Source organism: Pedobacter rhizosphaerae (assembly GCF_900111155.1).
Taxonomy (GTDB): domain Bacteria; phylum Bacteroidota; class Bacteroidia; order Sphingobacteriales; family Sphingobacteriaceae; genus Pedobacter; species Pedobacter rhizosphaerae.
Genome location: NZ_FOGG01000010.1, coordinates 1 through 14,481 on the forward strand (window position 1 = coordinate 1; position 14,481 = coordinate 14,481).

Annotated in this window: 12 protein-coding genes; 10 read left to right on the forward strand and 2 right to left on the reverse strand. The window is 40.8% G+C overall.

The features are described 5' to 3' along the window. Positions 1–217 (forward strand): ATP-binding protein (locus tag BMX11_RS09875; protein WP_175474522.1); only part of this gene is annotated, 217 nt, incomplete at its 5' end. Positions 218–755: 538 nt separating this feature from the next. On the opposite strand, the gene BMX11_RS09880 is transcribed toward BMX11_RS09875, so the two are convergent. Beyond that, on the reverse strand, positions 756–1,955 hold the full coding sequence (locus BMX11_RS09880; RefSeq protein ID WP_139180156.1) for a hypothetical protein: 1,200 nt from the start codon (positions 1,953–1,955) through the stop codon (positions 756–758). Between the two features lie 390 nt (positions 1,956–2,345). On the opposite strand from BMX11_RS09880, the gene BMX11_RS09885 reads away from it, so the two are divergent. The 8 genes from BMX11_RS09885 (at position 2,346) to BMX11_RS09925 (ending at position 11,063) form a co-directional block, all read left to right on the forward strand. Further along, positions 2,346–3,332: a hypothetical protein gene (locus BMX11_RS09885; protein WP_090883866.1), complete on the forward strand. Its 987-nt coding sequence runs from the start codon at positions 2,346–2,348 to the stop codon at positions 3,330–3,332. Between the two features lie 8 nt (positions 3,333–3,340). After that, a complete protein-coding gene (locus BMX11_RS09890) occupies positions 3,341–3,781 on the forward strand; it encodes a hypothetical protein (protein WP_090883867.1) in 441 nt (146 codons plus the stop codon). A 688-nt stretch (positions 3,782–4,469) separates the two neighbouring features. Further along, on the forward strand, positions 4,470–5,012 hold the full coding sequence (locus BMX11_RS09895; protein ID WP_175474523.1) for a hypothetical protein: 543 nt from the start codon (positions 4,470–4,472) through the stop codon (positions 5,010–5,012). A gap of 632 nt (positions 5,013–5,644) precedes the next feature. Then, a complete protein-coding gene (locus BMX11_RS09905) occupies positions 5,645–6,385 on the forward strand; it encodes a LytR/AlgR family response regulator transcription factor (RefSeq protein WP_090883870.1) in 741 nt (246 codons plus the stop codon). A 244-nt stretch (positions 6,386–6,629) separates the two neighbouring features. Next, positions 6,630–7,709, forward strand: coding sequence for a sensor histidine kinase (locus BMX11_RS09910; RefSeq protein WP_139180157.1), 1,080 nt, complete (start codon positions 6,630–6,632; stop codon positions 7,707–7,709). 782 nt (positions 7,710–8,491) lie between these two features. Continuing rightward, complete coding sequence (locus BMX11_RS09915; RefSeq protein WP_090883871.1) at positions 8,492–9,001, forward strand: hypothetical protein; 510 nt, start codon at positions 8,492–8,494, stop codon at positions 8,999–9,001. Between the two features lie 572 nt (positions 9,002–9,573). Further along, positions 9,574–10,212, forward strand: coding sequence for a type IV toxin-antitoxin system AbiEi family antitoxin domain-containing protein (locus BMX11_RS09920; protein ID WP_090883872.1), 639 nt, complete (start codon positions 9,574–9,576; stop codon positions 10,210–10,212). Then, on the forward strand, positions 10,209–11,063 hold the full coding sequence (locus BMX11_RS09925; protein WP_090883873.1) for a nucleotidyl transferase AbiEii/AbiGii toxin family protein: 855 nt from the start codon (positions 10,209–10,211) through the stop codon (positions 11,061–11,063). The genes BMX11_RS09920 and BMX11_RS09925 overlap by 4 nt, the downstream gene beginning before the upstream one ends. A gap of 748 nt (positions 11,064–11,811) precedes the next feature. Here BMX11_RS09925 and BMX11_RS09935 read toward each other — a convergent pair. After that, positions 11,812–14,259: an MASE3 domain-containing protein gene (locus BMX11_RS09935; protein ID WP_139180158.1), complete on the reverse strand. Its 2,448-nt coding sequence runs from the start codon at positions 14,257–14,259 to the stop codon at positions 11,812–11,814. On the opposite strand from BMX11_RS09935, the gene BMX11_RS24290 reads away from it, so the two are divergent. Continuing rightward, positions 14,248–14,385, forward strand: a complete 138-nt coding sequence (locus tag BMX11_RS24290; RefSeq protein ID WP_175474524.1) for a hypothetical protein — start codon at positions 14,248–14,250, stop codon at positions 14,383–14,385. The two genes, BMX11_RS09935 and BMX11_RS24290, sit on opposite strands and share 12 nt — an antisense overlap. Positions 14,386–14,481: the final 96 nt, after the last annotated feature.

Below are 14,481 nucleotides of genomic sequence, written 5' to 3' on the forward strand. Positions count from 1 at the left end.
CATGGCAGTGGCCTTTTTCAACTTTATAAACCACGTTTATGAGTCAACTTCAATTGTAGTTACTACGAACAAAAAACCAACAGAATGGGCAAAAATGCTGGAGGATGAAGTCATTGCTACGGCACTGCTAGACAGGTTGCTTTTTAAGTGTGAAGTGGTTAACCTTACCGGAGAAAGTTTCAGGTTACAGAACCGGAAAACTTTCTTTGAAACATAAAAATATTAACCTACTTTTGAATCGGACTCTGTATTTGTTAGTGCCATTTTCTCTGCACCATTCTTGCCAAAAATACTGTATTCCTAATTACCAAAAACTCTGCATTCTATATTACCGACTACATAAGTATACTGAATGCATTTAAACATCATTTAAAGGTATCTTGGATAGATTCTTTGGCGGGCCGAAATGTTTCATCTGTTAAACGGAATGAGCATGACTGAAGTGGATTTTACCAGTTGATACCTTTTTGAATATTTTACGCCACCTATTTTCCAGCTTAATGAGCACAGCTATTTCAATGTATAACGCCTCATATAAATTCAATCTAAATTCAGTACTCCCCATTTTAGGGTCATTGTATAGTAATCATTGAAATAACAAATACCTGCTGTAAGACTGGGCATTGGCAATTCAATATAGCCTTCTCGTAGGTCGAGAATATAAAGTCTTCCTCCTTGGGTAAAATTTTTCAATTAGCACTCAGATACATAGTGATGATTTTGAGGTTTTGCTTACTGGCCATAAATATTATAGCTTATCCCTCAGACAAATCATTTGGGATTTCAAGGCTCTCACAAAGCAGTACGATCTGTTCAAATGCAGAATGACAGGCCAGAACTTCATTGTTAACAAATTTCAATATTTCCTCCATTTGTTTATGCAATTTAGTCAACTCCTCCCCATCCATAGCATTATCCAACCAATGGCGGGTCCTGGAAGCACTATATGAACCTTTGATAAAAGTATTGGCTGTTTTATAATGAATAAGTGGGTGTCTGTAACCTGACAACACTTTATGTTCTTTTTTTAGCCGATCCAAGAACCATTTGAAATGTATATTATTTTCAAGACCGATAAATTTTAGTTTAAGCTCTTTAACCGTCTGCTTTTCAAAAAGTTTATTGTAGGATAAACCCCCAGCTTTGAAGCACAATGGCTGTAAAAAAATATAAGCTATATATGCAACTCTTTCATAAAACGTATATATCTCTTCAATTGCAGCTTCCAGATAGAATATGTGCCTAGTATCATAAAAAGTAGGCTGATGGGGAAATACTATGCCACTGTCCATTCGATAAGAGTTATCGGTAAAATGTGATGTATATCTACCCCACATATTAGCACATGAAACGCTATACATAATATTGCGGTGCGCCTCTCCAAGTTCATGAAAATAGTCAAGACTGGTATCTTTTACCATGGTTGAATTTTCATTATCAACATTTTTCCAAATACGTGTAAAAAAGCTAAATGCTTCCTGCCCATCATATTCAGTCTCAAAAATTGTCATTAACCCTAGTCTTTTTAGCTCTAATTCATATTTTTTATGAAATTCTAATAATGCTCTTTGTTCTGTATTTAGAAAATGAACGTTGCCGGGACTAACCCAGCCATCCTCTTCAACATATGCCCTTATAGTCAATTCCAAATCCATGGGTTCGGAAAAAAAGGTCCTACCTGAATTATTGTATTCGTTTATACTGCCTTTCAATTTCAGGTCAATCATTACCTCATCGAATCTAAATCCATCATTATTGACAAACGGAATAATAGTAAAATTATCAGACCATTCAGCAGAATTTGGTGTAAACTCGAAATAAGCATTATTAGGTTTCTTGACCCGAGGTGCAAAAAAATGGTGATTTTTACGCCGCTTCATCAATGACCTAATAATGCCGTATTTATTTAATTCAATTGATGATATTAAGCTTTGTAAACTTTGAGGCTTTTCCATAATCTATGTGATTCAACTGTTCCGTTTTTTACACTATCGGTTTTTCCAATCTATGGCATTTTTTGAAAAGGAATTAAAGTTATATGCTTTATTTATTAACGAATATATATAAACGAAATAAGAATAGAAAAGCTAAAATAGATCACCTTTTCCTCCTCCCCTGTCAGGGACAGACGCGGCATCCTTTTCTCCGGAAAAGATACAGCAGATGGCCCGGCCCGCAGGGGACAGCCAAAAACACCACCAGCAAACTAACTAACCAATTTTAGCCCAGCCCATAAACCCCCAACAAATAATTGGAAATATTAACAAAATTCTGGACTTTTAACCCAAGCCACTTTACCAGCATACCTGTTACCAAACAAACCATTCTCGATTAACGACCATCTCATGAGCTACGATTTATTTTTCTACAAAAGAAATAGCGCTTCTATTACCCAGGCAGATATTGAATCTTACTTAAATAACCTTCCCAACCGTGAAGGCAACAATGACAGCCAATGGCTCTTCCGAAATGAAGGTTCAGGCGCTTACTGGTCATTTGAATACCATCAGCAGCATGAAAATGATCCCGTAGACATAGAGATCGATGAAGGATATGAAGGGTATGAGGATTTTGAAGATACCCGATTTACCTTCAACATCAATTACGTGCGCCCCAACTTTTTTGAGGAAGAAGCCTTTTCTGTTGTAGACAAACTTGCTTCAGACTTAAATCTCTATATCCTAAACCCACAAGGTGAAGCGATCCCCAGGCAATACGGTAAAGGGATCTTGCAAACAGACTGGACAGCGATGAATATGAGCCATGCAAAAACCTATTTTGATGAATGGGGGCATAACTATCTGGAGCCAAACCAATCAGATTATTCAGCTGATTACAACAGGAAAAAGGCTGAAATTCAACAACAATATGGCGAGGAATATTTTGTACCCCAAATTTTCTACTTGAAAAGACATGGCAGCAGATTGATTGAAACACTTTGCATGTGGCCTGAACATGTGCCCTATATCCTACCCAAAATAGATATCATCCTCACTCAAAAAAGGATTTCTGTTTTGTTCTGGAAGAAAGAGGAAGCAGGCCTGATCAGGTGTACAGACCTAATAGAGCAGCTAGGTGATCTTTTCTCCAAACTAGAGGGGCATCTGGTATTGCATCCCCAGGAAGCCCAGGAAATTGCAAAAGCATTTAATAAACTGAAATTATTTGATACTCTGTCCGGATATGGTGAGAGCATTGGTGGTGGAAATTTTAAACTTGAGGTAGGTCAAAACCGATATATTTCCAATCCGGCGGCATCTTCGACTGAAAAACCCACAATAGATTACTTTAGAAATGGCAAAGATATCGGACGATTTAGATTTAAGAATTAAGTATAGTTATGGTCGTATCATTAGAAGAAATGCAGGAAGATATCTTCCGCAGGTTTACTGACAAAACAAACGGGGGAGATTTTGGAATCATTCAAATAGAATTCCCCTTAAATACGGAGATGCTAAAAGTTTCTCTAGTGCACTACAAAGCTCAAAATGTTGTGTATAAGTTTTCATTTAGCAGTGTCCAGTCGTATATGCTAATCCAAGAAAATCTTCCAGATGAAGCTAGAGAGGGGCTAACATATTCTGCTACATTCAAATCAGTTGTATTAAAAGAGTTATTAGGTTCAAAATATATGGAGTATCTCCATATGTGGACTGATCTACCAATCTTCTTTGATGATGCTAGTTTAAAAAATGTCAAACATTATTGTGTATATGCTCAAAATGTAATAGTCAACATTGTTACAGATCAAATCCCTGTTATCGAAATTTTTGAAGATTAATGATAAACCAAATATTGACTAATTCTTAATCTCCACTCAATTTACCGCAAAACAGCTAATAAATTATTTTTCAGGAAATCAAGAAATCAACTAAGATTTCTGTATTAATATTAAGCCAGCTCAGACTTGACTGATGAGCTGGCCTCTTTTTTTAGTCATCAAGATCTTAAATCAGCACTAGCAGATTCTAGCATCTGTCCTCCCACAAAAATACCCCCCTTTACAGGGACATGTGCGGCATCCTTTACTCACTCACGATAAGATATAGCAAAAGGTCCTGATCTATCATCAGCCAAAACACAACATCCTCCTAAAATAAGCTTTAACATAAATTAACAAACATCCCTTTTTACAAATTGACATCATTAACAATTTAATTTTCAAAAGATTAAAAAATCCGTTAACGATTCAAGACATCCTATCAGCTTTCCAGAAACCCAAGGGGAAAGCTAACTGCTTTAATCAAGATTATTTTATCAGTACGTTTGCCAATCCACAAAGCCTTGAGCTTTCTAATGCAAACCTTATCGATGATTATAGTACTGACCTTCATTTCCTTCTTGCAAAATTCGGTGATACAATTAACGTATCCCTATCGGATGAAACCCGAGAAGACCTGACAACAATAACCTTAACAAAACCACTAAAGAAGTTAAAGAAATACCCTGCCCTAAATTAAAACCCTCATATGATAAAAATGAAATTAATTACCTTTCTGCTCATCCTTATTTCAACAGTATATTCTACCCATGCCCAGGAAATTAACGACAACAGCCGAAACATAGCAGTCGGCCCCTTACCATCATCCATTCAAAAGGTAACCTACAGCGAAATAGCGGACCTGAAAAATTACTACGGCCAGATCTACTTTGATGAAATCCCCGCCTACCAGATTTTTCGGGATGGCAAAATCCTGGTGTCTTTAATTGACATGGGAACAAAAATTAAAAAATTACAACAGCCACTGGAAAAAGTTCAAATCCAAAGAGATGCGCGTTTGAAGAAAAGCAAGTATGCAGATTTCGAAAATTCGGAGATCATAACCGTCAATCAGACACGGTATCTAGTTACCAGGTTCCAAAGCCACGGAAATGAACTGATTTCCATCAGCTCAGCGTATAACTCCCTTGACCAACAAGTCTATGGCATAATTGAATTCAAAAGCAGCGACAAGAAAAGAGCAAATGAAATTTTGAATGAAATACTCCACGCCATTCATCTAAAAAAATAGATCCCTGTCATCAAAACAGGCCAGCTCATCCTTGAATAAGGAGCTGGCTTCTCTTTTAGTGATCCATATTTTAAGTCAGCAAGACCAGGCTCTGGCTTTTTTCCTCCAACAAACACATACCCCCTTCCCTGTCAGCAGGGGACAGCCAATAAATAATTAAAAGGAAAACTTCCTTTACCACCACCTCTACACTATGCATTAATTTGAGAATCCCTCACCACCGCCCTCTGTCCCTTTTCTCCAATGCTCCTCATATTCCCTTCTCATTCGATCCTTCCTGCTACCACTTTTCATGATCACCCACACAAAAACCAACCAGCAGCCCTTGGCCAGGAGCACGAAAACGACCGACGTGGGAAACCTGGCACCAATAGCAACTACAATCAGTAAAAAACTGATACACATGGTAAACAAAGGCCGCAGCAACCACTTCATAGACACGCTTTATATGACTACTTAAAATAGTAAAAGCCCAGGACAAGCCCTGCCTTACCGTGGTGAAAGCCATCAAGCACATAGTGAAACGTCATTTTAACTTAATCACCCTGTATCATTTTAGCGACAAACCTCCGCAAACCGTACAACCTAAAGGAGTTAAAACGTATATTAGGGCATACTAACCTCTTACTCTTATGACAAGCGCAATCAACTGCTTCATCATTGATGATGACCAGGGAGCGATCAGCATCCTTGAAGACCAACTTTCCGGCTACCCCAGACTGAAAGTCCATAGCACTTACACCAAACCTGTGGATGCCCTGAACCAGATCACCATGGAAAAACCAGGATCCATTATCTTTATGGATATCGATATGCCCCTGATGTCCGGGATCAGGTTGGCTGAAACCCTCCGTTCGAGGTCACACCATGTTATTTTTACCACCTCCTATCCCCATTACGCCATCCAGGCCTTTAAAGTCAGGGCCAGGCACTACTTGTTAAAACCCTATGGGCCGGATGAGCTGGCAGAAGTAGTGAACGACGTACTGGAAGAATATTATAATCCCCATCAGATGGACAGCATCACCGATGATGCCTTTTTCATCCGCACCAGTAATGACCGGAGCCTATTGAGAAAGATCCTGATCAGCGATATCATTTACCTGCAAGGGGCCAATAACCACGTACACTTTTACCTGCCGGAGGAAGATTTTTCGGTGTTCATGACCTTAAAAGAAATGGAAGACATACTGCAGGAAAACCCTTATTTTTTCAGGGTACACAAATCCTATATCATTAACCGCAGTTTCATGAAACAGGTGATCGGCAATACAGTCGATCTGGGAAAATACAAGGTACTGATGACCCTTCCCTACAAGAAAAATTTTATGGAATACGTTGCGCGCAACACCCTTGTATCCAAAAGGGTTTAGATCTGAGCGGAAGGATCAGATTGGACTGTGACAGTGGTTACTATGGTAGCAACAGAAGTGGTGGGATCGGTAGACCTGGTCTGCGAAACCCTGCCAGAGCGGAATACAAAAATGGTTTTCCGGCTTAGTTTGGGGATATTTTTCATTTTCATGCAGCCAACATACCCCAGCGAAAACCGCTAAACGACTAACATGGGTGAAGCACCCCGCTACCGTGGTGAAACTTGAATTTAACTCAAAAAAAATGTTCGAAAAAATTAAAAAATACCGATATCATATCCTCGCCTGGAGTATCTTCATTGCCTATGAAACGGTGCTGGTCACCCTCATGTTCGGGATTAAAGCCAACCCGCTGAAATATGCCATGCACTACCTGATAAACATCGGTTTGTTTTATCTCCACAGCGAGCTCATCCTCCCCTTTTCACTAAAAAAAGAAAGCAGGAGCTATTGGCGGCTGTTGTTGCTTATCCTTTCTTCATTACTGGTTTATGTACTGCTGGCACATCTGGCCGATGCGGCGGTTGCCTTTTACCATAGCCCTGATAAAGGTTTAAACCTGAACCTGCATATCAGAAATATCTCGAGTACCCTCTACCGCGGGATTTACTTCCTGCTCTTTTCCACCGCTTATTATTTCACCAGGGCTTATATCCTGGAAAAACAGCAAAGCGCAGCGCTGCGTGAAGTAGCAGACCGCATGACCATTGCCGGAAAAGAAGCCGAAATAGAGCTTTCCGCAGCGAGAAATGCCTACCTGAAATCCCAGATCAGCCCACACTTTTTATTCAATACCCTTAACTATATCCACAACAACATCTATAAATCCGATCCCCAGTCAGCAGAAGCCCTCCGCATCCTTTCCCGGCTCACCCGTTATGCCATTGAAAGCGAACATGGTCCTGAAAAGAAAGCCCTCGGTGAGGAAATCGAGCAGGTAGAGTTACTATTGACCCTAAGCCAGATCAAACATACTGAGCTGTATGTTGACTTCAATTACGAACCGGAGATCGCAGCGGTTGAGATTATACCCCTGGTCTTACTGAGCCTGGTGGAAAACATGATCAAACATGGTAACCTGAGCATAGCACAGTTTCCGGGGAAGATCCTAATGGAGATAACAGCTGACCGTTTTCATTTGCGAACCGAAAACCTGATCAATACGGGGATCAACGATACCGGTTTCCATACCGGCCTGAAGAATATTCAGCAAAGGCTAATGCATACCTATGGCGACAAAGCAAGCATTGCTTACGGGACATCAGATATACGCTTTACAGTGGATGTGGTGATTGAGGAAATAAGTCAAACCTCAGAGAGATAAGTTAAGCTATTTGAGCTTATTAACGATCTTCTTGCATTGCCAGTTCATTTTTTTCGTTAGAATCTCCAGTCATGGTCACTTTCAGTGAGCAATTCTACAATGGGTTCTTTACGTGTACAGGCAATTGAGGCTGTCATGATGAGCATATTTCCACCTGTAACCTGACACAGGCCCAGTATTTCATTTCGTCATTCATGCTTCAATATTATGAAGGAAAAACTCTGGATTTTGGCCGCGAACCAATAATGAATACTTTTGAGTAAATGACTCAAATCATTATCTTAATCAACTAACTTCGACTCATCAAGCACTCATCGTAACGATAGACAATTCTTTTCTTAAAATTTTGTAGTTTATGTCCCGAATTTAAAACGGTTCATAAGGGAATCACACCTTTCTATATAACGAGACATGTTTTGTTGTTTAATAACACATTCACCTCCTTACATTTGACTCTATTTGTTAAACTTATAGATACAATGATGTGTTGAAAACCGGAAGATTATAATGCTTGGGCTAGCGAGACATTCTGTACTTTACAAAAAAGATAGACATGGCGCTATTTATTGTTTGTCTATTTTCATCTTTCCTGTTCAATACAGGAATCGATAGTTCGTTGAAGTAGCTGCGCGAACCCTTATTTTATTTGTTCTGCCTCGCCGGAGGAGAGGCAGTATGGATATTAAAGCTTACTTTTCCGCACCGAATAAATCAAGGATCGAATTAAATGTTATAAAGAAAGTACAAAACTCACAAGGTTCAACTACTAAAAAAGATTGCTAATGAAACTATTTATAACCTGCCTGCTAATATCCATTATAGGAATAGGGGCTCACGCGCAAAGAGATAAAAAGGAACTTTATAAGATCCACAAGCTCTTGCAGCAAAGTTTATCTTCAGGGGGAAAATATACAGTCTATGGTACCACTAAAAAAAATGTCATAAGGAACTTTGATTTCAAAAATCCAGATGGCATTGATACATCTGCATCAAATATCTGGAAGAGGGCTGAATGGAAAGTTTTTCTAAACAGTGTTGATACTACAGCTGTTTCCAACTATTCACTCTCTACCGCTGGTAAGCCATGGTTTAGAAATATGGGAAAAGTGAAACATACCCTAATCTTCGCGCCCGTTATTTTAAGTACCGATGGTAATTTAGCCATTTCCATATTAGAATTAGCCAATACAGTTGGACGATCATCAACAAGTAGGGTTTATTTTTTACAAAAGGAGAATGGTATATGGAAGATAAAACAAGATCGAGTGATTTCATTAACCGACTTTTCATAAGTAAAAATAATTAATCATAAATCAATGAGCAGAGGTAATCCGCCTATTGACAGATCGTTGCGAAATTAACAACATCACTCAGATATTCAAAAAAGATAACACTGATAAACAGCGCCATTAACTATCACCCCTATCAGGGAGTAAGTGTATTAGAATATCCCTAAAATATTGGAAAAATAACAAGGCCCAGAAGATTTCTGAGCCTTATCTATATCGAATTAATTTCCGGTAAGACGGGGTCAGTCTACTCTAGTTTTTCCACCTTGCTGCGCGAATAGGAATATATAGCGGATTCTCAGTGATCATCGCGCTTAATTTGATATAGTCGAGTAGTTTGAAAAACCAGCAAGCATTGACCCTGACTTACCAAAAATAATAAACTTGTGTCTTTCTGATTTTAAAATTGACGAAACGGGGTCAATCAAATTGGTTTATGCAGATACCAACATGCGTAATAACATCACAATAATCGGATTATTTCCGATTATCAATTCACACAAATACATCAATTTATGTTAAAAAATTTGCTTTAAATCGGAAATATTCCGATTTAAGCAGAATAATTTAACAAGATGAACTTTAAATATTTAGTCAGACAGTATAACAATGCCCCTCTCACCAGACAGGTCATTCTGGATATGCTCAAAGATTATAAAAGGCCGAATGACAAGATCAGTGAACTGATAAAGAGCGGTGAGCTGATCCCATTAAAGAAAGGGCTTTATATTCCTGGTATAAAAACAGATTTGACCGGTCCCGAAACTTTCCTGATCGCAAATCATTTAAGGGGGCCGAGTTATGTATCGCTTGAATCAGCTATGTCGTACTGGGGCTTAATTCCTGAGCGGGTCTATGAAATTAAGTCGATTACGATGAAACTCTCCAAAAAATTCAAAACTCCAAAAGGCAGTTTTAGCTACCGGTTTATGCCATCGCCATATTACAGCTTTGGGATCAGGAGTATAGTATTGTCTCCAGGACAGGTTGCCCTTGTAGCACTACCTGAAAAAGCACTATGTGATAAAATAATTACTACGGCCGGACTGGCTTTGCGGAGTCCGGCCCAAACACGTAGTTTTTTACTGGACGATCTGCGGATAGATCCGGAATGGCTTCGCAAGCTTAATCTAAAAAAGCTACGGTCCTGGATTGAGGATGCACCCAAAAAGGAGAGTTTAAGAATGCTCGTCAAAACGCTTGAGAAATTATGATTAAAGAATGGATTGGGGAATATGACCCTAAAAATACAGAAGATGTACTCTCAGCTTTGAGAGAAATTATGCAGGAAGTTGCACTGGCCGGCCTTTCAAGAACCGATTTCTTTGAAAAAGCAGCCTTTTATGGTGAAACAGCATTGCGTATATTTTATGGGTTGGATCGATTCTCTGAAGACCTGGATTTTTCTTTACTCGAAGCAGGTCCTGATTTTTCTCTTGAACCTTACTTCGATGCTATTGTGGCCGAAATTGAATCGATCGGCATGAAGGTTAGCATCCGCGAGAAGGAGAAAAAAGAAAAAACAAATATTGATTCGGCTTTCCTTAAATCTGAAACTGAATGGAAAGAATTGGTATTAGAGGATATCGTAAAGCAGGCTGGAATAAAATCTACAAACAGGTCAATGAAAATAAAGATAGAAGTGGACCGCCAACCACCACTGGGATTTACAACAGAAATGAAACTGCTCACACGTCCTTTTTCCTTTTATGTAAAATGTTTTAACAAGCCCAGTCTTTTCGCTGGAAAAATGCATGCCCTGCTGTTCCGCAAGTGGAAAAACCGGGTCAAAGGAAGGGATTGGTATGATCTGGAATGGTACATAAAAAAAGGAATACCTCTTGACTTGCGCCATTTTAAGTTAAGAGCAAAAGATACCGAAGACTGGAGCAAAGAAGAACTAAGCCCGGATGATGTCATAGGCTTACTCCGCGAGAAAATTAAGGCCGTTTCATTTGACAATATAAAGGAAGATGTTGTACCATTCATAAAAGATGATGCCGTGCTTGAAATTTGGGGAGAACAGTACTTTAATGATCTGGTGGATAAATTAAAATTTCAATAGATAAGGAAGAACCCTCCGATCATCATCACCCAATTGTCAAGCAGTTGATCAATCAATGCTCCCCCAAGATTGGCCAGAGCCGAATTGATGAACAGGCTTTGTTTATCCAGTGCTTCCAATAATGAGCAGCTCGGAAGGATTTTGAAACGCCAAAATTGATAAACCAGGGAAAAATATTACAATTATAAACACTAACCCTTCAACATAGCCTACATTAAAAGAAGGCTATGTTGAGGGGTTCGACAAGCGATCTCAAAAAAACTAGAAATACGCCCATTTTTCGCAAAATGCAAAAAACAGTGCAAAATCTGGGAAACCATAAAAGTGCAAGGAGAATGGATTTACTGTAGCCATCAGTATTATTATGAGCTTCCTTATGCATGGTGCGAACCAAACTCCATATGGTTTCCTCCTCGCTTGGAGACAAATAAAGAGCTTCATTGGTTTCATAATCGAAATAACTATACTCCTCCTTAATAGCCTTATGTAATGTTGTTGCAGAGAGATAATCCTCTTTAAAAACAGTCATCCTCTGATTACCTGCAGGTTCAAGGAAAAGTGGACGGTAGGAATGAAGAATTAACGGGTTAGTGCAATTCCTTTAGATTCTGTTTTCGAGTTACTGCTGCCTTAAGCTATTAAGCACTTGCGCCTGCCCCACACGCTCGTGTAACACATGTATTTCCTAGTCTTCATGGAGTACCTCAATCCAGGTGTTGGTATTTTCAAGGGGAAACCAAATTCATATTTATTGATGATCAATCCATTCCTGAGCGGCATCCATATCATCAAAAAATCGGACATTCGCGGCCTCATCCGACTGCTCGTAACTTTTCTGTGCCGCAAGCTTAGCGAAAACACTTGGGGAAAATATCCAAGCAAAGTGTTCCAGTCCCGCATCTACCATCATCGGAAACCATACCTTGGCAGCCCAGTCTGAGGCTTCCGACCAGTTGCCCAGCACCTCACGGTTGTCATTAAGCACTTTATGAAGGCCTGACCGCTTTAAAATCGCAAGCATCTGCATACCACCATGCTGAACACTTTTTACGTTCTGATATCCCTTCCAGCTCACCTCCATACATCCAGACACCTGGTTGCACCAGATGTGCAGATATTCGTCGTGGTATTCGAGGTTCAGGGCCTCAACCTGTTGGGGCAACTGTTCTTCGAGTGGAAGCCGGAAAGAAACTGTGCTCCCCTTTCCTGGCTCACTCTCGATCCAAAAAGTGCCCTCGTGATTTTTGATGATTTCTGAAGAGATGAAAAGTCCAAGCCCAAGCCCGCCGAAACGCTCCGCTGCATTGTCTGCACGGTAATAGCGGTCAAACAGTTTTTCAAGTTCTTGTGGCGCAATGCCTATCCCGAAATCCTTCACAGAGACAATGGCGCTGTTTTGGGCAGTCTTGCAGGTAACAATAACCTCCTGCGCTTCAGGAGAATATTTGATGGCATTGCTGAGCAGGTTGTTAATTACCTGTTCAATCCTAAAGCGGTCGGCCAGAATAATCGCTTCCATGTCTTCGGTCATTTCCAACCGGTGGCTGGGGCTACTAAGCTGCCAGGCCGCTATGCACTCCCTGGTGAGTTCCGCCAGATCGAAACTGCTGGTGTTGAGCTGAAGCTTACCCGCATTGATGCGGCTCACGTCCAGCATTTCGTTGATGAGCCTTTCAAGCTTGGTTGTACTCGCATCTACCTTTTGAAGATAGCTTTGCATTTTACCTAAATCCCGGCTGCGCAGTAGCAGCTGATTGAAAGCTTTGATGCTGGTAAGCGGAGTTTTGAGCTCATGGCTGGCAATGGAGATGAACTCATCTCGCTGCTCCTGCCCTTTCTTCTGTTCGTGAATATTGGTATTTGTACCGATCCAAAGGCTTAGCTGTTCCTGTTCATAAATGGGCTGAGCCTTGCACAGGTGCCACCGGTAGATCCCATCAGACATCTTAAGCCTACACTGGATCAGAAAGGCCTGGCCGTTTTCCAGCCCCTGGTTCCATTGACGCTGACTCTCGGCAAAATCTTCAGGATGAATGTGCAATAGCCAATGCGCCTCAAGCAATGAAGCGCGACTTTCGCCAAAATCCTCGCACATCACCTCGTTCACATATTCCAGGGTACCCCCAGGCGCAGCTGTCCAAACCTGATGAGGTATGCTGTCAAGTAAGGCATTCAAATACTGTTTTTCCTTCCTGCTGGCAGTCACCTCCTGGCAAATCAGAAGGATACTTAACCTGGAGGAACCAGCAAGAGATTCGGGAATGAGCTGATAGGCATAGATGCGCTCCTGCCCATTGAGCATTAGGGTCAAATCGCCCGATTGGCTAATCTGATTTTCCAGACTCATTCGTAGCTGATGTTGCAGTTTTTCCCGGATTTCTGCTTCTATGGCCAGCCCGATGTGATCTTCCCCTGCTCGGTTGGAAAAGATCCGGTCCAGCTTTTGATCGAAGCGCAGGATAATGCCAGGAAGGTTCTCAGCCAGGGTGCGGTAATCTTGTTCGCTCTCGCGTAAAGCCCTAAAAATATAATCTACAGGCCTGATGAAGGCCATTTCCACACTGGCTTTGTAGATCAGGAAAAAGGAGATCAGTTTGCCGTAGTGTCCTACCTCATTGATTGGGCCGATGTTGGTACTATAGCTGGCAAAACAGCATTCACTCAGGATGGCAAAAAAGATCGAAGCTGCCAGCAGGTCATATGTTTTGCGCTCAAAACGCCTGCGGTGACGGTAAAGCATGCCCAGGGAAATAAACAGAATCAAAATCACCAGGTATTCCATGTTAACCTTAAAGTCGGTTTGCCCCTGCCCCTGAATAAAACATACAGGAAACACTTTCCAGTCCAGGATACTTAAAGCGATGAGCAAGCTGATGATCAGGTACCCCAGGAAAATCAGCTCACTTTTAATCCTGCGTTTGCCGGTGATACAAACGAAACCAAAAAGGAACACCATGGCCTCGAAACAGCGGGTAGCGATCCAGAACTGATTGGCCGGAAAGCCATCCGAGGTGATAACCTGCATGCCCTTAAAGCTCAAGGTATGCAGTAGGTCCAACGAGCCGATGAACAAGTAGGCCAGCCCGACCACATGCAGGTAGGCATTGTCCTGCATCTTTCTGGAATTCCAGGCCACGATAAAGACGGCAAAAGCCACCACGATCGAAAACAGCTCTACCAGGGTATGGAAGAGCATATAGCTGTAGGATTTACTGTAGTAGAAAACAACAACAAGGCAGCAAATGGCGAACAAAGTCCTGTAATACCTGCTGCAAAAACTTCTTATATCGGACAAGCGGCTCAAATTAAATCTCAAATATAATGATTTTATTCAGCCCCTGCACTTGTTTTCAGGTCTCATTAGACATCTGCTCTAAGCTGTTTTGTCTTTGTCAAAAACCTGAGCCTGTTAAGTGCA